Source organism: Paenibacillus sp. PSB04 (genome assembly GCF_025809195.1).
Taxonomy (GTDB): domain Bacteria; phylum Bacillota; class Bacilli; order Paenibacillales; family Paenibacillaceae; genus Paenibacillus_AQ; species Paenibacillus_AQ favisporus.
This window is the reverse complement of the sequence record NZ_CP081301.1, coordinates 5,179,058-5,199,900: the sequence shown is the minus strand read 5'-3', so window position 1 is coordinate 5,199,900 and position 20,843 is coordinate 5,179,058. Positions and strand designations below refer to the sequence as shown.

Sequence of the window (20,843 nt, the reverse complement as noted above, 5' to 3'; positions counted from 1 at the left end):
CCCGAGTAAAATACAAAGGTTCGAAATCAAGGCCATCCATCAGGGTGGCCTTTTGCGCTTTTGCGTCTCACCGTTGGAGGTCATCTCAATAACGCCGTAAAATTCCTGGCCTTCACAAATTTTTTGTTTCAACAAAGCCACTGTGATTTACTTCACAGGCAAAGCCTCCCATATCCGTTACGATATCAATGTAATTAATTTCACAAGGTTGCACGGGAGGCGTGTTTATGAGCAGACGATTGGTGATGATAGGCAACGGGATGGCAGGGGCGCGGTGTATCGAGGAAATTCTCCGCCGGGACCGCGACCGCTACGAGATAACGATGATCGGGGATGAGCCGTATCCCAACTATAACCGAATTATGCTGTCCCCTGTGCTGCAAGGGAAAACAACGTTTGAAGAAATCACGATTAACGATTGGGACTGGTATCAGTCCAATAACATACAATTGCTGTCCAAGGAACGGGCTGTAGAGATTAACCGGGCGTCGAAGGAAGTCCGAACCGACCGGGGAACCGTGGTCCCCTACGACGAGCTCATTATCGCGACCGGATCCAGCGCGTTTATTTTACCTGTACCAGGACATGACCTGGAAGGCGTCGTCGGTTTCCGCACCATTGAAGACACGAAAGTGATGCTGGAAACGGCTAAACAATACAAAAAGGCGGTCGTGATCGGCGGCGGACTGCTCGGCCTGGAAGCAGCTCGCGGATTGATGAACCAGGGGATGGAGGTCCATGTCGTTCATTTGCTGCCGCATCTGATGGAAATGCAGCTCGACTCGGCAGCGGCTAAGCTGCTTCAGCAGGACCTGGAAGCCCAGGGCATGAAGTTTCTAATGGAAAAGAAAACAACGGAAATTTACGGTGATGGGAGAGTACAAGGGCTTCGGTTTGAAGACGGAACGAACGTCGAATGCGATCTTGTCGTCATGGCCGTCGGCATTCGTCCCAATGCAGCGCTGGCGCGGGACGCGGGACTGGCGGTTGGCCGGGCGATTCAAGTCAACGACCTGATGCAGACGACGGACCCTTCAATTTATGCCGTAGGCGAGTGCGCTGAACACCGCGGCATAGCCTATGGTCTGGTGGCGCCATTGTATGAACAGGGCATTGTGCTTGCGGACCACCTTACGGGCCGGCCAACGGAAGGTTACGCGGGCAGCGTGTTGTCCACGCAGCTTAAGGTAGCGGGATGCGATCTGTTTTCCGGCGGAGAAATCCATGCGGATGCGGACACGAAAGCCATCGTTGTGCAGGACGAGGTCGCCGGATCCTACAAAAAGATTCTGGTTCGCGAGAACCGCATCGTCGGTGTCGTGCTGTACGGGGACGTATCCGACGGAACCCGGCTGTTCAGCCTGCTGAAGAAGGGCAGCGACATTCAGGAATATACGAGTGCCTCCGTTCTTCATAAAGCCGGGGGAGACAGCGGACTCGATGTCGCGTCGATCAGCGCGGACGAAACGATTTGCGGGTGCAACGGCGTAACCAAGGGACGCATCGTCGGCGCCATTCTCGAGAACGGACTGACCACGTTCGACGAAGTGAAAGCTGTGACCAAAGCCGGAGGCTCGTGCGGCAAATGCCGCGGCATGGTTGAGGCGATCCTCGCGCATACGCTGGGCGACAAATTCGACGCTTCGGCGCAGAAGGCGGCAGGCATGTGCGCCTGCACCAAGCTTACCCGTGATGAGGTGGTGGCCGCCATTCGCGAGAAAGGTCTGCAGTTGCCGCGGGAGACACGTATCGTGCTCGGGTTTGCATCCGAGGAAGGCTGCTCGAAGTGCCGTCCGGCACTGAATTATTATTTGCGGATGCTTCATCCCGAGACGTATGCCGACGATAAGGCATCCAGATATGTCAACGAACGAATGGAAGGCAACATGCAGAAGGACGGCACATTCTCCGTCATTCCGCGGATGTATGGCGGGACGACGACACCGGAGGATTTGATCCGCATCGGCGAAGTCGCGAAGAAATACAACGTGCCCCTGGTGAAAATTACGGGCGCAAGCCGCATCGGGCTGTACGGCGTACAGAAGGAAGACGTCCCGAATGTTTGGGAGGAGCTGGAGATGCGTTCGGGGTACGCCTACTCCAAGTCGCTGCGTAACGTTAAATCGTGTGTCGGTTCGAGATTTTGCCGGTTCGGCACCCAGGATTCGTTAGGGCTTGGCATCCGGTTGGAACAGGAGATCGAGATGGTCGATACGCCGCACAAAATGAAAATGGGCGTGACCGGCTGTCCGCGAAACTGTGCCGAAGTATTGACGAAGGATTTTGGCGTCGTCTGCGTGGAGAACGGATACCAGCTGTATTTTGGCGGAAATGGCGGCACCGAGGTCCGGGAATGCGACAGCCTGACGACGGTAGCGACAGAGGATGAGGTGATCCTGTTGGCTAAAGCCTACGTACAGCTATACCGGGAAACCGGCATTTACGGCGAACGCACAGCCCCATGGGTAAAGCGCATGGGCACGGATTGGGTGCGCCAAATGCTGGGCAATGAGCAGGAGATTGCCGGTTTAGCCAGCCGCTTCGAGCATGCAAAAACAACGTATCGCGAAGCATGGTCAGCCGCGCTGGAAGACGAGGAACGCCGCCGGATGTATACCGTGGAGAGACCATAAGGGGAGGGAAGGGCATGAGCGTGACGAGAGAAATGATGAAAGTGATGAAGCTGGAGGAGCTGAAGCCGCAGATTGGCAAGGAGGTACGCGTTGGCGATGAGTCGGTTGCGTTGTTCCGGCTGTCAAACGGGGAGGTGCGGGCGGTAAGCAACCGGTGTCCCCATAAGAACGGTCCGCTGGCTGAGGGGATTGTGTCGGGTGAATTTGTCTTTTGTCCGCTGCACGACTGGAAAATTTCGCTTACGACAGGGGAAGTGCAAAAGCCGGACGACGGCTGCATCCAGACCTACGAAACCGCGGTCATCGACGGTTACGTCTATATTGGAGGACTGAAAGAGCATGAAAAACACCATTCAGATCGTTGAAACCGCCGGGGTAAACAAGGTTAGCCTCATGAACCGGAGTATAGGCAAATACTTTGTATCCTCGATGCTTGCCGGTTTGTTCGTTGGTCTCGGCATCATACTGATCTTTACGATCGGCGGACTGCTCGCGCCGGTTCACGCACCCGCCATGAAGATCGTCATGGGAGCCAGCTTTGGTATCGCTTTGAGTCTGGTCCTGATGGCCGGATCGGACTTGTTTACAGGCAACAATATGGTCATGGTGGTCAGCACGCTGAACAAGAAGACGACTTGGCTCGATACGCTTAAAATATGGCTGTACAGCTACCTCGGCAATTTTGCCGGATCCTTGCTGGTCGCGGCGATCTTCGTATGGACGGGACTGGCGAAAGGGGGAACGGCCGAATTCATCAACAGCACGGCTGCTGTTAAAATGAATGCACCGTTTATGGAATTGTTCATGCGGGGAATTTTATGTAACACGCTCGTCTGTCTTGCCGTCTGGTGCTCCATGAAGCTGAAGGATGAGACCGCCAAGCTGGTCATGATTTTCTGGTGTCTGTTCGCCTTTATTACCTCCGGGTTCGAGCACAGTGTGGCGAACATGACGCTGCTCTCGGTCTCGCTCTTCATCCCGCATCCAGACACGGTAACCTGGGGAGGGCTGGCCGCAAACCTGATTCCGGTTACCCTCGGTAATATGGTTGGCGGCAGCGTATTCGTAGGCATGGCTTATTGGTATATGACGAAAGATAAAGAGAAGGTGGAGATCGAAACTCTGCCGCAAAGCAAAAGGTCTGCAAGTTAATGATGTGAAATAGTCAAACGCCGTGAGCCTTCCTTTATAGAGCCCCAGGGGTGCAGCCCGAATGAAAACCAAGAAAGCGCGGTACGCTCCATCAGGTCGCTTTTTTGGCTTTTGGCTTCCACGTTGGCGCTTCCGTCTCAGCAGGCTCCTCAATGATAGCCATGGCTTCATCGTAACGGCGGCTTTTGAATAGAATGATCAGTTCCTCGAGATCTTCTCTGTCCAACAGCTTCACCCCGTTCACGGCCGCCAGGATGCGGCAGGCATCGGTGTATCTGCCGGAGGTCAGCACGATGGCCCGTTCAGCTTCATAGTAACGCATCGAGGTATATACCTCCTGAACCGCTCCGATGCTGACCGGGTTGCTGTTGCCATAGCGCTTGGCCTGTAAGACGTTCCTTAGTCCGTTCTGATCCGTAAATACCAAGTCGGCTCCAAAATCACGGCTGGCTGTCGTTTGATACACTTCTCTATATCCGAGCTCGTGAAACAGCCGGAAGAGATACAGCTCAAATTCAGAGCCGTCTGCCATTAAATCGATATCCTTGATCGTAATCTTGCGCGGATTCGCCTCCCGGCGGATCCTTTTTCTGCGGTTTCTGACCAAACGTATGACGAATAGGACGAGGAGCAGGGCAACAAGCCCGGCGATCATGATGGTCGTTGTATCCAAGGTAGTAGGCAAATTAGGTTTCCTCCAAATATCCGAATGTTTGTTCCTATCCACTATATCAAAATCGCGTCAACGAAGGAAGTCATTTCAAATGACTTGCTGGCTGAACACGACCGTTAGAGAGTAAAGTAAATACATAAAAAACATGGAGTGTGATAGATAAATGACCGATACGTTGAATATCGAGGAATGGTTGGAGCGGGAACGGGATCGTGACACTGCTCTAGTCGTGCTCATGTGCGGGATCGCCGGTTCTGGGAAAACTACATTTTCCCAGAGATTGGAGGAACAAGGATACATCCGTCTTTCTATTGACGAGGAGGTGTGGAACACGCATGGCCGTTACGGAATCGATTATCCGGTTGAGAAATACAGAGCATACCTGGATGAAGCGCATGCAAGCTTGCGAAAAAAGCTAGTAACATTCGTTCAAGACAAAAAGCAGGTTGTGGTCGACTCCAGCTTTTGGAGCCGTTCCGCGAGAGATGACTATAAACGGCTTATTGAACATTCGGGAGGAAAGTGGAAGTTAATTTATTTAAAAGTACACCCTGATGAATTGCGAAAGCGCCTCAAGGTCCGGAGCCAACGTTTCGATGCGAACGCCGCCTTTCCTATTACCGAGGAGACGTTGAACCATTTTCTTAACTCGTTTGAAGAGCCTCAGGGGGAAGGAGAAATCGTCGTAGAACATGTGATAGAGCAACAATAGCCGGCAGATTCTGCTGGTCTGTTCAGCGGATTACTAAAAGGCTGCCGTACGCACGGCAGCCTTTCGCAGTTCTACAGGAGGAACATTAGCACTTCTCATCTCAGCACAATTTTTATTACAGTTCTACAGTAATTTTTCGCGATATCCCCATCGTTTTGATCAGAATATTTGGAACAATCAGCAGCAGCACGATCGCGCCGTAGACGCCGACGGTATAACTCAAAGCATATTCCAACCCAAAGCCCTGTTGAAGGACGGATGTGATCAGATGAATGAGCAGGTTCGTAAAACAAAACGCATAACTTCGAATCATCCAGTTGCGGTGCCGAATGACCCGTTTCTTCTTAATTTGAACGAGTGCCGTCACTGTAATGAACAGCCAGATTAAATTCAGCGCGTTAAACGCCATGCTCGTCACCTTTCCTCCGGTGGCGTAAGGGGCCATATACCCGGAAGTGATAACGACAAGAAGCACCGACACCATATATAGGTATCCGTTGATCCGGTGGAATTTGCGGCTTTTTTGAAAAATGCGGTTGGAAAAATTGACAAGCCCAGCCGCCATGGCGATGCACGCAAAAGCAACATGTATGCGCATGACACTTAACCACGCCGGGAGGTGAATTTCACGTTTAAGACCGGTTTTATGGCTTAAAAAGCCTTCCGCCCCGGGATCAATTATAAAATTATCCAATAAAGCGTAAAGGATAAACAAAATACTGACACAAACCAACACACCATATAAGATATTTCGTTTGTTCACTTCATTCACAACCCCCGATAGCACTTCATTTCATTGTTAAAAAGTTGATTTCAAGCGCTTACCGACGACCCTGGAGGCCGGAAGCACGCCGGCTTTGGCGGTGCCGTGCAGCTCGTCGCCATCGACGGTTACATCAAATTTCAGGTTTAAACGCATTGGCTTGGTCACTTGCTGGGACCAGGTCAGCTTGTTGCCTTGAATGACGGGACTCATAAATTTGACCGTTTCATCCCCTTGGGTGGCCGTTCCGTGGACTTCACCATGGCTTGTTGCGATCGAGAGCTTGACATCCATTTTGCCCACGGGCGTTGCAATGGTCACATCCCAGTCTCCGTCGAAAACGGACTCTGTTTGTTCGAATGTGTTTTGAAGGGGAGGGGACGGTGGATTCACCGCTTCAGTACTCAGCACAAGGTTCGATTCCTTGTCTGTTTTGGTCTTTTCCGAGTTCGGCACCATCCCCTGTGCCCGCCACGCGATACCTCTCCGCTCGTATTCGAACAGCTCCTCGATCGCATGGGCGATCCGAGGGCCAAGCTCGCGTTCCACCAGATGCAGGGCAACATCGAACCCGGACGTTACGCCTCCGCCACTAACCAAATTGCCGTCGTCCACGACACGTGCCTTAACCGGCAGAGCACCGGTTGCGCCAAGAACGTCCATGCCCAGATGATGCGTAACGGCCCGTCTGCCTTCCAGCAAACCTCCCATGGCCAAAACCAAGGATCCGCCGCATACGGTGGAGACAATGATGTCTTTCCTTCCGAGCGCTTCCCTGATCATGCCGGTCAATTCGGTATTTGCGGTTCGTGCCAATATGGCTGGGACGGAATCGGGACCGTCGCCTTCGACATCCCCGGCTGCGCCGGGAACGAGAATAATCCCCGCTCGGTTTGGATCTAGTTTGCCGGCTGCTTCAATAGGCAGGCCCTGGGTGCCGCTGGCCACAGCTCTTGCTCCTTCGGCGGTGACAAGCTTCACCTCCAACGCATCATTGGACATCATCGCCGCGGCACAGAAAACTTCATAAGGTGCCAAGGCATCCAGCAGGTCGAAGCCATCAAAAAGAACGATTTGAACGGTTAACATCGATACATCCTCCTTCATTGAAGACGAAGCCCGTACATTCAACATCAGCCTCTTGTGTTTTTACGCGGGACACGATCGCCGAACGGTACATTATGGGTCATCATCGTTATTTGGTCGGCAAGTCCTTAAGCCGGCTATATTCCTGTTCGTCCATTTCACCTTTGGCCATCCGGTTTTTGAGAATCCAGGCAATGCCATCCTCCCGGCGGGGGCTGTTACCGGACTTGTGACGAATGGAATAAATCCGAACCACCAAAAAACAAAAAAGCGTGATACAAAACAAAGCGCTAAACACGTATACACTGCTGTTATCCATGGTCAACCTCCTTCACGAACAACATCCTATCAAATGAATATCTCGAATGAAGAAATAAAAGTGTCACAAAACGATAAACATTGCATCACAAAATGGGTAGGGCAGTTAGCTCTTCCCTAAAAAGATGATAAACTAGATGCGAAGGTGGGATGTACATGAGCGGAGGCCATACGATTCTCGTTGTAGACGACGACCCCAGCATCGTCGAACTGTTGAAGGACTTTTTGGAGAATGACAATTTTCGTGTGATCACGGCCTGCGATACGGCAGAGGCGTGGGACATGTTCGAACGGAATACGGTTCACGCCATCATTCTGGATATTATGATGCCGGGACAAAACGGGTTTGATTTATGCCGCCGGATTCGCACGGATAGCGACGTTCCGATCCTTTTTCTGAGCGCGCGCAGCGATGACGTGGACAAGATCCGGGGGCTGACGCTCGGCGGCGACGATTATATCGTGAAGACGGCTTCTCCGGGAGAGATTGTCGCCAGGGTAAAAGCCGTCCTGCGGCGCACCGCTTCGCGGGAGCATACGAAGGAAAGGGTCCTTGACTACGGCCGGATCCAATTAAACTTGTCCACCAGGGAAGTTTTTGTGGATGGGGTCGGCATCGTGCTCACCCCGAAGGAGTACGATTTACTGCGATTGTTCGCCGAACATCCAAGGCATGTATTTTCCTACGAGCAGCTGCTCGCCAAGTTTTGGGAAGGGATCGGCGACCGTCATACGATTCGGGTCCATCTCAGCCGGCTCCGGGAGAAAATAGAGGTTGATGCAAATCATCCGCAATTCCTGGTCAACGTGTGGGGAGTAGGGTATCGCTTCGAGGGAGGATAAGATGAAAACACTTCGCATTCGCACATTTACGATACTCTGCCTATTTATGATCACGCTCGTGCCCTGGGTATTTTTCGTTGCAGCCAACTTTCTGGAAACCCATTCGCTAAAAATCGGCTCAAACCAGCCATACGATGAAAGTCTGCGGAAAGATATAAACGAGGCCATTCACATGATTGAGATGGGCTCGGGCCAATGGCGGGATCCGAACTGGCAAGGCCAACTGCAAAGCGAACTGCGTCAAACCAAGCTGGACGCGGTCATATTATCAGGTTCTGATGAGGAGATTTATCGGTCAACCGAGCGTGAAGGTGGTTTGCGGTCAACCGAGCGGTTCTCCGTTATCGAGAACGGTCATTTGCTTGGAAGGGTGGTTCTTTACCTGCCCAAGTCCAATACGCTTCCGATGATATCGGCGTTTGCCGGATTGCTGCTCGCTTTTTTCATCGTTGGCGTAGAGATGCGGAGGTTCCTGCTGAAGCCCCTGGAGAAGATGAGCCGGGCCGCCAGGCAAATTGCTTCAGGCGACTGGGAGGTGCGGTTACCGAAGTCCAGAATTACGGAAATCGCTGAAGTAGGGGACGGATTTGAAGTGATGGTAAAAGGGCTGCGAAGCTCATACCAGAAGCAGGTAAAGCTGGAGGAAGAACGGCGCTTTGTCATATCCGCGGTCGCGCATGATTTGCGTACTCCGTTGTTCGCCCTGAGGGGATATTTGGACGGCTTGGAGCAAGGCATTGCCCAAACGCCGGAGAAAATTTCAAAGTATGTGGCGGTTTGCAAGGAGAAATCGGCCCAGCTGGATCGGTTGGTGGAAGACCTGTTTACTTTTACAAAAATGGAGTATTGGGATCGTCCATTGAACAAGGCGCCAATCGATTTACCGGTCGTGCTCCAGCAATCCATCGACAGCTTGAGTCCCGGTGCCGGGCATAAAAGTATTGTGATCAACAGCCATCTGGCCGCCGATTGCATCGTTAGCGGAGATGCGCATCTGCTGGAACGCGCACTGAGCAACCTGCTGGATAATGCGGTGAGGCACACCCCGCAAGGCGGTACGATAGATGTCCGATGTAACAAGGAAGAAGGCAAAATCGCGTTTATGATCCGAGACAGCGGGCCGGGGTTCACGGCGGAAGAGCTGGAGCGCGTGTTCGAACCGCTGTACCGCGGGGAAGCGTCCAGAAACCGTTCGACCGGAGGCAGCGGCCTGGGGTTAACCATCTCGCAGCGAATTATCCGGCAGCATGGAGGCGAACTCACGGCAAGCAACGATCCGCAGGGAGGCGCAAGGCTGACGGGCTGGATTCCAGCTGCAGACTTACATCTTTCTTGATGGAGCTTACTGCGGATAACACTTTGAAATAGGCTGGTCACTGCCATTCGGCGGCCGGCTTTTTTTGCGTTTAAGCAGCTGCTTCTATTTCGTTCAGTTGCTCCTGATTTGGCAATATGTCAGGTTGACTCGACAATTTTTTGTTTTCCTTTATATAATATGTATAAATTTCCCCCGTTAAGAAGCAGCCCCGTGCCAATTGGAAAGTTGTCATTTTGTTGCGTAAGTACAAAGTGTTACCATCTCTTCCAGCAGTAACCTTAGAGAAACAAGCGAATATTTTTTTCTGAGGATTGGGAAGCGCTTGCATATAAATTGCCTGTCCAACGCCATATAAAACGAATTTAAAGCAGACTAATAAGGGTGGTATAATATGAATTTATCAACGCTGCGAAGATGGCTGTGGCCGCAAACGAGTTTCCAGGGAAAAATCTTTATGGCATTCGGCCTGATCACATTTCTGTCCATCGTCTCCGTCACTGCCATCGTCTATGTGAATATGCGCGAGACGATCAAGCATAACGCGGTCACTTCCGTCTCGGACAGCATCCGGCAGGCGGATGAATCACTTAATGTGATGCTCGAGGAGATCGACCGGCTGAACACGGTTGTCGTAACCAATAAAAATACGGTGATCAATACGATCATGAGCCCAAACGAAGAGCCCAGTTATGAATGGTTCCTGGAACAGAAACGGATTACGGAGTATTTATCCGGATTGATTCAATATAAGCCTTATATTTCCCGCATGGCGGTCGTCGGGCTGAACGGAAAAGTATTTTTTACCGGCGGTCCCTGGATGGACCGGAGCGTTCTGGGTACTCCGATGCTCAACTACATGCTGCACAATGGATCGCGTCATGCGTATTTTAAGCCGGAAGGAACTGCGGATGCCATTACCGTCGGCCGCGAGATTCGCTATAACCGCGAGACGGTCGGCATCGTCATGGTTGACTTGGACTATGACTTTATTAAAAAAACGTACGGGGTCAAACCGACCGCGGACAGCATGCTGTATGTTCTTGATGAGCAGAACGGCTATGTGTATCAATCCGAGTCTGGGCCGTCTTCTTATGCGCCTCCGCTGGACAGAATCGTCCAGATCAAAGGGAAGCTTGCCAGAGATAACGACGTCGTGGAGCAGAAGATCAACGGCAGGTCCTACATCGTGGTCAGCCGCCATTCCGAATATACGGGCTGGAGCACGCTGGCACTGATTCCGCTTGATTCGTTACTTAGCGAATCGACGCGAATCCGTAATTTGATGACCGAGGTATCGATCATCGTCTTTATCGTCATCCTGATCGGTTCCCATCAGGTTTCTTCGCGGACCACAATAAATATTCGTCGGCTCAGATCGATGATGATGCAGGTGAAGGACGGGAATCTGTCGTTTCCCCGAACGGAGATTCACTCCAAGGACGAAATCGGACAGCTGTACCGCGTGTTCATCAGCATGGTAGACGAATTGCAACGGTTGATGGAAGGCATCCGATTAAGCGAGAAGAAGAAGCGGGAGGCCGAGCTGACCGCCCTTCAGGCGCAAATTCGTCCGCATTTTTTGTACAATTCGCTGAATACGATCAAGTACTTGGCCAAGCTGAACGGGGTGCCCAATATCGAGGAAGTATCCGGCTCGCTCATTGAGCTCATGCGGGGTTTACTTGGGAACTCCAACGAATTTTTAACATTGCGCGAAGAGCTTGACTATGTGAACAGCTACATATCCATCGTGAAATACAAATATTTGGAACCCATCGAGGTGCACACACAGATCGAAGACGACGCTTTGCTGGATTGCCGTGTGCTGAAGCTGATGCTCCAGCCTCTCGTCGAGAATGCGATTATGCATGGCATCGGTCCATCCGGGGAAGGGGGCTTCGTCCTGATTCGGGTCTATGCGGAGCATCAAGAACTGAGAATCGAAGTCACGGACAACGGCCGGGGCATGACACAGGACCAGATCGACGCTCTTCTTGGAGCAGCGGGACGTGAGGATATGCCGTCACGCTTCAGCAGCATGGGTGTACGCAATGCAAACGAACGGATCGTGAGAATGTTCGGCGAATCGTACGGTTTGAGCTTATACAGCGAGCCGGGACTATATACAAAGGTAGAAATTCGTTTTCCGCAAATTCGTAACAGCGATCAATCTGATGAAGAGGTGGTCTGATGATGTTTAAAGTACTGTTGATCGACGACGAGCCGTTGATTGGCAATGTCATTCGAACGTTATTCAACTGGAAGAAGCACGGGTTCGAGTTCGTTGGCGAAGCATACAGCGGGACGGAAGCATTGGGGATGATGGAGGAGTCGCAGCCCCACATCGCCATTATCGATGTGAACATGCCGGAGATGAACGGGGTAGAGCTCCAAGGCATCCTCCGTGAGCGGTATCCGTCGGTTAAGACGATCATGCTCAGCAGTTATGACGATTACGATTATGTCCGCGAATGCTTGCGGAATGGGGCGGTCGACTATTTGCTCAAGCACCGGCTTGATGAGGCGCTGCTGCTGAACGTTTTGGGCAAAGCCGTTAAGGATTTGCAGGAAGAAGACCGGGTGGAGGAAGGAAGGCTGGCGAGCAAAAAAATGGCGGAGACGATGAAACCCGTATTGATCAGAAGCCGCATTGCCGAGCTGGTGAGAGAGAACGGGGAAGGGGCAGGTAGCCTTGAGGCTGCGGGCGGGCTGGAAGGTTTGTATCCAGGTGCTGTCCGTTATGCGGCAGCGGCACTGCAGATCATCCCGTTCCTGCTGCTGACGGAATCGTTCAGCGACAGCCAAACAAACCGTCTGGTGCAGCAGGCGGTCGATGTGATGCAGCAGAGCCTTGGAGATATCCATGAGCGGACGGCCGCTTATGTGGAGAACGGGCGGCTGATGGTCGTGTTTGCGTTCAAGGAGCGCAGCGAACATGCCGGCAGCAGCGAGGCGCACCGCTGGATGGGCAAAGTTCAGCATGCGCTGGAGCTGATGCTGAATTTGAAATCTGTCTATGCCCTTGGGCATCCATGTGCTAGCTTGATGCAGCTGGGGACGAGCTACAGATCGGCCGAAAAGGCGCTCGATACCTCTCCTGCCGTGGAGAATGGAATACCATCCGAACATGTAACCCATAAGGAGCCTGCTGCAAAAGAAAAACCAAACGTGCAGCATCTTCGCGTTGCCTTGACCATTGAGGAACAGAAACAGTTGCTTCTTGCCCTGGAAAGTCTGGACCAGGAAAGGATGCAGCAGTTGATCGCCTCCGTCTGCGGTTCTGTATGCCATCAGCCGCTTCATTCGCCTGCAGTGCAGATGATTGTCAGCGAGCTGCTTCAAACCGGCGACAAAGCTCTGAAAAAGTCCATTTCCACGCCTGCAGCAGAAGCCGCCATGTCCGAACTCCCACCGCGACGCGATCTGGGGAGGATCGGCAGCATGGATGAGCTTGAGGAATGGCTGAAATCCTACTTTACCGCCTTGCTGAATTTATTGAAGCGTCAGCGTGCTGGAGGCAGCTATTCCCGGCATGTCTCGCAGGCTATCCATTTTATATTGGAGCGGTATCAAGGTTATATCAACCTGGAAATGGTGGCAGCTTCCATCGGGCTCAATCCCTCTTATTTAAGCCGTTTATTTAAAGAGGAGACGCAGTGCAACTTCTCGGAATATGTGAACCGCATACGCATCGATGCGGCCCAAAAGCTGCTGGAGAGCGATCAATATTCGGTCAAACAAATCAGCAGCCAAGTGGGCTTTACGACATATAACTACTTTTTCAAAGTGTTTAAGGAGCTGACCGGGATGACACCGCATGCTTATGTGGAGAGCCTCCGTCCGGAACGACAGCGGTCGAAACCGTAAAATATGTGGAGTAAATAGTCAAATAAGTAGAATTTGCTGTCATGCCGGGTGAACTATAATACTCACATGCACCAGGGGAAACGCTTTCAACTGTTCCCAAATATACAAAAACGGAGGTCATAGAATCATGTACAAACTTTGGGGTAAATATGCGCTGAGCACAGCGCTCGTTTCCGCTTTACTGCTCTCGGGCTGCAGCTCCAACAGCGGTTCGGGATCCGAAGCTAAGACGGCGGAGCCGTCCGAAGCAACGGTGAATGAGACCGGGTTTCCGCTAACTAAAGAGCCCGTCACACTGAACATGTTCACCCGGATTGCCCCGCTGAATGGTCCTTTTAAGGACATGCCGGTGTTTCAGGATTATGAAAAAATGAGCAATGTGCATGTAAACTTCACCGAAGCGCCGACAGACGGCTTCCAGGAGAAGAAAAACCTGCTGTTCGCGTCCAATGAGCTGCCCGACGCTTTTTACCGCTCAGGCATTACGCCGCTTGAAGCGACGCAGTATGGTGCCGTTGGCCAATTGATTCCGCTGGAAGACCTGATCGACAAATATGCACCGAACCTGAAATCACTGATGGAACAGTACCCGGAAATCCGCTCGGCGATCACGACACCGGAAGGCCACATTTACGCGATCCCGGGAATCGTGACGCTTGCAGCCGCCCGTACGGATAAGAAGTGGATCAATGAGGCGTGGCTGAAGAAGCTGGGCCTGAAAGAGCCCGAAACGACGGACGAATTGTACGATGTGCTGGTGGCCTTCCGCGATAAGGATCCAAACGGCAACGGCAAGAAGGATGAAATTCCGATGACCGCCCGGGCGGGCCTGGCTGTCGTCAACTTGATGAGCGGATCGTTTGGTCTCGATCAGCAGCTTGGCTACAACATCAATTTGGAGAACGACAAGGTTAACATCTGGATGGGCAGCGAGCAGAACAAAGAGATGCTCATGTACCTGAACAAGCTGTACAAAGAGAAGCTTCTGGATCCGGAGTTGTTCTCGCAGAAGGAAGCACAGTATTTGGCCAAACAGGGCTCGGGCAATGCCGGATTTTTCTTTGATCAGACGAACAACAACTTTCTGCCAATTGCCGACCAATATGTAGGGATTGCGCCTCCGGCAGGTCCGCACGGCGACCGGCTGCAGGCCCAGACAGCGCCGGTGCCGCGTGACTTTGGTGCCTTCGCCATTTCGTCCGTCAATAAATATCCGGAAATCACCATGCGCTGGATCGACTATTTCTACAGCGACGAAGGATCGACCCTGCTGCGGTTCGGGCGAGAAGGCGAGCACTATGAGCTGAAGGACGGAATTCCATATTATAAAGAAGACTTCCTGAAGACCGACAACCAGCCAAAAATTACACCTTATGCAGGGGGAGGAGCGCCACACCTCATTAGTGATAAGGTAGCCTCTTATATCAATCCTCCTCAGGTGCAGGAAGCTCAGAAGAAGCTGGATCCATACATGCCGAAGGTCCGTTATGCGGCTCCGATGTTCGACGAGAAGACGGCACAGGAAGTCAACATCCTCCGGAACGATATCGACAAGTATTACGAAGAGCAAAGCACGAAATTCATTGCCGGTGCGCTCAGCTTCGATAAATGGGATGAATTCCAATCCACGCTGAAAAAGATGCAGATCGACAAGCTTCAGGAGATGTATCAAGCAGCCTATGACAAGATGGAAAAGTAATCGAATTTGATGATATTTCCTCATGAGGTAAGGAGTAGATGGTTATGAAGAGCGCGCAAGTCCAGGCGACGGCCGCTCCATCCCGGGTTTCCGCAAGACGGGGGAGACGCATATGGATTCAGATGGTCAAGCGGTACGACCTGTATCTCATGCTGCTGGTGCCGATCGCCTGGTATCTGATCTTTCATTACGGGCCGTTGTACGGTCTGCAAATTGCTTTTAAAAATTTTAATCCGGCCAAAGGAATTATAGGCAGCGGCTGGGTCGGCTTCGATCATTTCGAACGGTTTTTCGATTCGTATTATTTCGGGCGGCTGCTGTGGAACACGTTATCAATTAATCTGTTCTCGCTGCTGATCGCTTTTCCGATTTCCATCGTGCTGGCGCTGATCGTCAATGAAATTCGCAGCAAGTCGTTCAGCAAGCTGCTGCAAAATATTACGTTCATACCGCACTTTATTTCCGTCGTCGTCATCGTAGGCATCCTGAACGTATTCCTCTCGCCTACGACGGGGCCGATCAATTCGCTGATTGAGGCATTCGGCGGTTCGCCGATCCGATTTCTGGAGGAGGCCGGCTGGTTTAAAACGATTTTCATCGGCTCGAACATATGGCAGAACATGGGCTGGCAATCCATCATTTACATCGCGGCGCTCAGCGGGATCAATCCCCAGCTGTACGAAGCGGCAAAGATGGACGGTGCCTCCCGGTTGCGGCGCGTGTGGCATATCTCCTTGCCGGGAATCGTTCCCGTCATCGTGATCATGCTGATCCTGGACATCGGCCATTTCATGGACATCGGATTCGAGAAAATATTACTAATGCAGAACAATTTGAACCTTGAGGCGAGCGATGTCATTTCCACGTTTGTGTACACCACCGGTATTCTCAAAGGTGAGTACAGCTACACCGCGGCCATCGGGCTGTTCAACTCGGTCATTAACCTGGTGCTGCTGCTATTGGTGAACCGGTTTGCACGCAAAACGTCGGAAACGAGCCTTTGGTAAAGGAGGACCATGCGCCATGTCTAAACAAGCTGCTGCTATGATCAGCAGACCCAGGGATGAGCGGGTGTTCGATGCGATCGTGTATACGATCGCATCGCTCATCATTCTGATCGTGCTTTATCCGCTCATTTTCGTGGTCAGCGCTTCGTTCAGCGACCCGGCGAAAGTGCTGAACGGGGAAGTATGGCTGCTGCCGAAAAGCGTGTCTTTGGACGCGTACTCGAATATTTTTCATAACGGAAAAATATGGACGGGATACATGAATACGATCATTTATACGGTAGTCGGCACGATCGTCAATATGATCCTGACCATATTGGCGGCTTATCCGCTGTCAAGACCCGACCTGCCCGGCCGGAAAATGCTGATGGTCATCATTACGCTTACGATGTTTTTTGGCGGCGGGCTGATCCCTACTTATTTGCTTGTCAAAAATCTGGGCATGCTGGACACGATGTGGGCCTTGATCGTTCCTGGAGCGATCTCCACGTACAACCTGATCGTTATGAGAACGTATTTTCAAAGCAGCATCCCTTGGGAACTGCAGGAGGCCGCCCACATCGACGGATGCTCGAACTGGCGGCTGTTGATCAACATCATCCTGCCCCTGTCCAAGCCAATACTGGCCGTTATGGTGCTGTTTTATGCCGTCGGCCATTGGAACTCATTTTTTAATGCCCTGATCTATATCCGCGACGAGGGACGGTATCCGCTGCAGCTTGTCCTGAGGGAAATCCTGTTGATCAGCCAGACCGACGCCGTTGACGGCAACGTCGGACTGGAGAGTAAGGTGCTGCTTGCGGAAAGTATCAAGTACGCGGTCATCATTATTTCCAGCCTGCCGATTTTGATTATGTACCCTTTTGTGCAGCGGCATTTTGTCAAAGGCGTCATGATTGGCTCCATTAAAGGATAGACATGGGCAGACGCCTTTATTGGCGGCGTTTAATAACATCTTACTTATGGAGGTACATTGTGCAAACGAATGCGATGATAACAATCGACTGCAGCCGGCCTGCTGAACATACGGTTAACCCTTATCTCTTCGGGCATTTTGTGGAAGATATTCGCGACCATATGGAAGCGATGCTGGCCTTTCCCTTAAGAGATATGGATTTTGAAAGCGAGAAAGCCGGAGAGAGCGCCGTGTCGGGAAGCTGGTTCCCCTTTACGAACGGACGAAATACGCAATATGCGCTGGAAGCGCCGGCACTGAGACATTCAGGCCGCGCTCAGCGCATTCGGATCGTGAGCGACGATGAGGCATACGCTGGCATCGCACAGAACGCTGCGCTAAAGGGACCGATGACATACACGGTCCGGATTGTCGCCCGCGCATCCGTTGAGCTCCGTTATATCATACTGGACGCGGTGGACCGGCGGACAGAGGAGCTTCTTGGGCGTGTGAAGATGGAGCTCAAAAGCCACAATTGGCAGGAATACGAAGCCAGCCTGCCCGTCTCCAGAAACTGTGCCGACGCGGAGATCCGTGTCTATGTTCCGGCAGACCATCCCCGCTGGACCGACCATGTTTCCACCGGCATGCTGTGGCTCGATCACGTATCCCTGCTTCCTGAGGACAACATCGGCCTGGTGAAACGCGAGGTCATCGATATGGCCCGGCCGCTGAATGCGGGCATGATGCGCCTCTCGGGGAATTACATCAGCGCTTACCACTGGGAACATGGCGTGGGTCCAGTACTGGAGCGGCCAGTGATGTACAACGAAGCTTGGGGCGGTTGGACCAGCAAGTATTTCGGGACCGACGAATTTATCCGCTTTTGCCAAGAGCTGCAGGTGGAACCGCTGATCTCCGTCAATGACGGGTCCGGTACGGCTGAGGAAGCCGCACGGTGGGTGGAATACTGCAACGGAAGCATCGACACGCCGATGGGAGCGCTGCGGGCGGCGAACGGTCATCCCGAGCCGTACAACGTACGGTATTGGGAAATCGGCAACGAAGTATGGGGCGACTGGCAGGTGGGAACCTGCTCCGCCGATGAATTCGCCAAGCGCTGCAAGGCGTTCGCGCTAGCGATGAAGGCGGTTGACTCGTCCATCGTCATCTTGGGCTGCGGGCATACCGACCCGGAATGGAACAAGCCGGTACTCGATATTGCGGGCGAACAGATCGACTACTTGACGATGCATTTATACCACGGCTTCGGACGCTTTGGGATGAACCGCGATACGCCGGCGGAGGAACGATATAAAGCCATCGCAACGTTCCCGGAATGGACACGTGAAGATATCCGGCAGGCGGAGGAACTCATACGCGCGAACCCGAAGCACAGCCATGTGAAGCTCGCCGTCACCGAGTACAACACCATGTATTTTCCGAACACGGTCCGCAAAGGGCTGCCGGATGAGCACACGCTGGGGGCCGCCGTGGCCAACGCCGCCAACCTAAACGAAATGCTCCGCAGGAGCGATATGGTGCACATCGGCAGCTTCTCCGATCTGGTGAACGGTTGGCTTGGCGGCTGCATCCGTGTGGGCGATTACTACGCCGATCAATACCGCGGCAAGAAGCCCGGCTGGAGCGGCCTGCCGCTTACAGTGTACGGAACGCCGACCTATGAAGTATTAAAGCTGTACGCCAACCGGGACATCCGGCGGATTCTGCCGGTGGATGCGGAGTGCGGCACCTTTGCCGTGCAGTCGCCGAAGCAGACGCGCATCGGGCTTGATGCGGTGCCTGACTTGGACGTGACCGCAGGTATTAACGAGGACGGCAGCGTCATCACTTTGTTGATCGTGAACCGCAGCCTGCATGAAGTAAAGGCGAAGCTTGACCTGCTTTCATTCGAACCTTTTGGTGACACTATTTTACATGAGATCACAGGCGACTCATTCGAAGACATTAACTCCGTTTTCGAACCGGAGCGCATCAAATGCTTGCCCCGTGTCGTTCCGGTTTCCGCCTGGCAGGACGGTTATCCTTTACGGAAAACATCGGTGTATGCGGTAGAAATCAAGAAAGAACAAAGGTCAGGAGTGGCAAAATGACAACCAGAGGCTATATCAAGGATTATCCCAGGCCGCAGTTCGTCAGAGGCGATTGGATGAGCCTGAACGGAGTGTGGGATTTCCGATTCGACGACCATAACGCGGGAGAACAGGAACGCTGGCAGGAGACGTTTGTTGAAACGCATAAGATCAATGTTCCTTTTACGTACGAAACCCGGCTGAGCGGAATCGGGATCGAAGAGTTCCACCCTTACGTGTGGTACAACAAAAAGGTACATATCCCGAAAGAAGCCGGGGGAAAACGGGTCATCCTGCATTTTCAAGCCGTCGATCACGTTGCCAAAGTGTGGATCAACGGCCGGATGGCCGGCAGCCACCAGGGCGGGTATGCCGCCTTTTCCTTTGATATCACGCCATACTTGGTCTTTGGCGCCGATAACCAAATTACGGTGAAAGCAGAAGACAGCGACAGCTGCACCCAACCGCGCGGCAAACAGCGCTGGACGAAGGACAACTTCGAATGCTTTTATGTCCAGACGACGGGCATTTGGCAGACGGTATGGCTGGAATATGTAGAAGAGCAGCGGCTGGAAACCGTCAAAATCACACCGGATGTCGACCGGTCGATCGTCCGTCTCGATTACCAAGTGGAGGGGGTGGAAACTTCAGGCGATTTGAGGCTGGAGGCGATCGTTACATTGAAGGGCAAGCCTGTGAAGCGGGTGAGCTTAGTGATTGACCGCCCCTGCCTGACGGTGGAAGTGGATCTGATTCATGAGGCGAACGGGCCGTGGAAAAAATGCCTTTGGTCGCCGCAGCACCCGAATCTGTACGATGTTGAGTTTGTCCTGACTTTGGACGGCCAAGTGGTGGACCGCGTCTTTTCCTATTTTGGAATGAGAAAAATTTCGATCGAAAATGGCCGGGTGCTGCTGAATAACGTGCCGATCTACCAAAGGCTGATCCTGGATCAGGGGTACTGGACGGACAGCCATTTGACACCGCCGAGCGAGGAAGCCCTGATCGAAGATATCGACAGCATGTTAGCGATGGGCTATAACGGTGTTCGCAAGCATATGAAAATCGAAGACGCCCGCTTCCTCTATTGGTGCGACGTAAAAGGTCTGCTGGTATGGTCTGAAATGGCTGCGACCTTTGAATTCCACGATCTGGCGGTCGAGGCGTTTACGAAGGAATGGCTGGAGATCGTCCGGCAGCAGTACAATCATCCGAGCATTATCACGTGGGTTCCTTTCAATGAATCTTGGGGGATTGCTTCGATCCTTCGCGACACAAGACAGCAGAAGTTCACCGAGGGCATTTATCATTTGACCAAAGCGATTGATCCGTACCGGCCGGTGATTACAAATGATGGCTGGGAGCATACCGTATCCGATATTTTGACACTGCATGATTATGTCGAAAATGGAGGCGGGTTCATGAAACGGTACTCGAACCTGGAGGCTGTCTTAACATGCGAAACGACCTGTAACCAATGGAAATTCGCTTTTGCCGAAGGGTATGAATACCGGGGCCAGCCTATAATGATCACCGAGTACGGCGGCATTGCGTTCCGGTCGGACAAAGGCTGGGGTTACGGACGTCAAGTCTTAACTGAAGAGGAGTTTCTGAGCCGGTTCGAGGGATTGACGATGGCGATCAAGAGTGTCGATTCCATCGTTGGCTACTGCTATACGCAGCTGACTGATGTACAGCAGGAGATTAACGGGATTCTGAAGGAAGACCGTACGCCAAAATTTCCGCTCGAGAAAATTAAACAGATCAATATGGCATAACCGAAC

At 52.4% G+C, this 20,843-nt stretch carries 17 protein-coding genes; 13 read left to right on the top strand and 4 right to left on the bottom strand.

From position 1 onward, the window contains the following. Positions 1-227 precede the first annotated feature (227 nt). The 3 genes from nirB to K2F33_RS24040 are packed head-to-tail and all read left to right on the top strand — an operon-like array spanning position 228 to position 3,785. Positions 228-2,633, top strand: a complete 2,406-nt coding sequence (gene nirB, locus K2F33_RS24050) for a nitrite reductase large subunit NirB (RefSeq protein WP_263878987.1) — start codon at positions 228-230, stop codon at positions 2,631-2,633. Between the two features lie 14 nt (positions 2,634-2,647). Next, complete coding sequence (gene nirD, locus K2F33_RS24045) at positions 2,648-2,998, top strand: nitrite reductase small subunit NirD (protein ID WP_076165646.1); 351 nt, start codon at positions 2,648-2,650, stop codon at positions 2,996-2,998. Next, on the top strand, positions 2,973-3,785 hold the full coding sequence (locus K2F33_RS24040; RefSeq protein ID WP_263878986.1) for a formate/nitrite transporter family protein: 813 nt from the start codon (positions 2,973-2,975) through the stop codon (positions 3,783-3,785). The genes nirD and K2F33_RS24040 overlap by 26 nt, the downstream gene beginning before the upstream one ends. Positions 3,786-3,876: 91 nt before the next feature. Here the strand turns inward: K2F33_RS24040 and K2F33_RS24035 are convergent, their stop codons facing one another. Next, positions 3,877-4,440 (bottom strand): restriction endonuclease, encoded by a 564-nt coding sequence (locus tag K2F33_RS24035; protein ID WP_089550214.1) that lies wholly within the window; start codon positions 4,438-4,440, stop codon positions 3,877-3,879. Between the two features lie 181 nt (positions 4,441-4,621). On the opposite strand from K2F33_RS24035, the gene K2F33_RS24030 reads away from it, so the two are divergent. Then, positions 4,622-5,170: a P-loop nucleotide/nucleoside kinase family protein gene (locus K2F33_RS24030; RefSeq protein ID WP_263878985.1), complete on the top strand. Its 549-nt coding sequence runs from the start codon at positions 4,622-4,624 to the stop codon at positions 5,168-5,170. Between the two features lie 115 nt (positions 5,171-5,285). Here the strand turns inward: K2F33_RS24030 and K2F33_RS24025 are convergent, their stop codons facing one another. The 3 genes from K2F33_RS24025 to K2F33_RS24015 all read right to left on the bottom strand — a co-directional run bounded on the left by K2F33_RS24025 (position 5,286) and on the right by K2F33_RS24015 (position 7,338). Next, a complete protein-coding gene (locus K2F33_RS24025; protein WP_263878984.1) occupies positions 5,286-5,933 on the bottom strand; it encodes a DUF2306 domain-containing protein in 648 nt (215 codons plus the stop codon). A gap of 36 nt (positions 5,934-5,969) precedes the next feature. After that, positions 5,970-7,022, bottom strand: a complete 1,053-nt coding sequence (locus K2F33_RS24020; RefSeq protein WP_263878982.1) for a DJ-1/PfpI family protein — start codon at positions 7,020-7,022, stop codon at positions 5,970-5,972. Positions 7,023-7,128: 106 nt separating this feature from the next. After that, the gene (locus K2F33_RS24015; RefSeq protein WP_263878980.1) at positions 7,129-7,338 is read right to left on the bottom strand and encodes an SHOCT domain-containing protein; all 210 of its coding nucleotides are present in this window, start codon (positions 7,336-7,338) and stop codon (positions 7,129-7,131) included. Positions 7,339-7,493: 155 nt separating this feature from the next. On the opposite strand from K2F33_RS24015, the gene K2F33_RS24010 reads away from it, so the two are divergent. From K2F33_RS24010 to K2F33_RS23970, 9 genes are all read left to right on the top strand, one after another. After that, the gene (locus K2F33_RS24010) at positions 7,494-8,180 is read left to right on the top strand and encodes a response regulator transcription factor (RefSeq protein WP_263878979.1); all 687 of its coding nucleotides are present in this window, start codon (positions 7,494-7,496) and stop codon (positions 8,178-8,180) included. A gap of 1 nt (position 8,181) precedes the next feature. Continuing rightward, positions 8,182-9,516, top strand: a complete 1,335-nt coding sequence (locus tag K2F33_RS24005) for a sensor histidine kinase (protein WP_263878978.1) — start codon at positions 8,182-8,184, stop codon at positions 9,514-9,516. A gap of 373 nt (positions 9,517-9,889) precedes the next feature. Beyond that, positions 9,890-11,689 (top strand): cache domain-containing sensor histidine kinase, encoded by a 1,800-nt coding sequence (locus tag K2F33_RS24000; protein WP_263878977.1) that lies wholly within the window; start codon positions 9,890-9,892, stop codon positions 11,687-11,689. Continuing rightward, complete coding sequence (locus K2F33_RS23995; RefSeq protein WP_263878976.1) at positions 11,689-13,365, top strand: response regulator transcription factor; 1,677 nt, start codon at positions 11,689-11,691, stop codon at positions 13,363-13,365. The genes K2F33_RS24000 and K2F33_RS23995 overlap by 1 nt, the downstream gene beginning before the upstream one ends. 127 nt (positions 13,366-13,492) lie before the next feature. Continuing rightward, positions 13,493-15,064: an extracellular solute-binding protein gene (locus tag K2F33_RS23990; RefSeq protein ID WP_263878974.1), complete on the top strand. Its 1,572-nt coding sequence runs from the start codon at positions 13,493-13,495 to the stop codon at positions 15,062-15,064. Between the two features lie 44 nt (positions 15,065-15,108). After that, entirely contained in the window at positions 15,109-16,071 is a 963-nt protein-coding gene (locus tag K2F33_RS23985; protein ID WP_089547274.1) for an ABC transporter permease, read from the top strand. Between the two features lie 16 nt (positions 16,072-16,087). Further along, positions 16,088-16,987 carry a carbohydrate ABC transporter permease gene (locus tag K2F33_RS23980; protein WP_076165610.1) on the top strand — a complete coding sequence of 300 codons (900 nt, stop codon included), beginning with the start codon at positions 16,088-16,090 and terminating at the stop codon, positions 16,985-16,987. 59 nt (positions 16,988-17,046) lie between these two features. Beyond that, positions 17,047-19,080 (top strand): alpha-L-arabinofuranosidase C-terminal domain-containing protein, encoded by a 2,034-nt coding sequence (locus tag K2F33_RS23975; RefSeq protein WP_263878973.1) that lies wholly within the window; start codon positions 17,047-17,049, stop codon positions 19,078-19,080. Continuing rightward, positions 19,077-20,837, top strand: coding sequence for a glycoside hydrolase family 2 protein (locus K2F33_RS23970; RefSeq protein ID WP_263878971.1), 1,761 nt, complete (start codon positions 19,077-19,079; stop codon positions 20,835-20,837). Before K2F33_RS23975 ends, K2F33_RS23970 begins: the two co-directional genes overlap by 4 nt. Positions 20,838-20,843 lie beyond the last annotated feature (6 nt).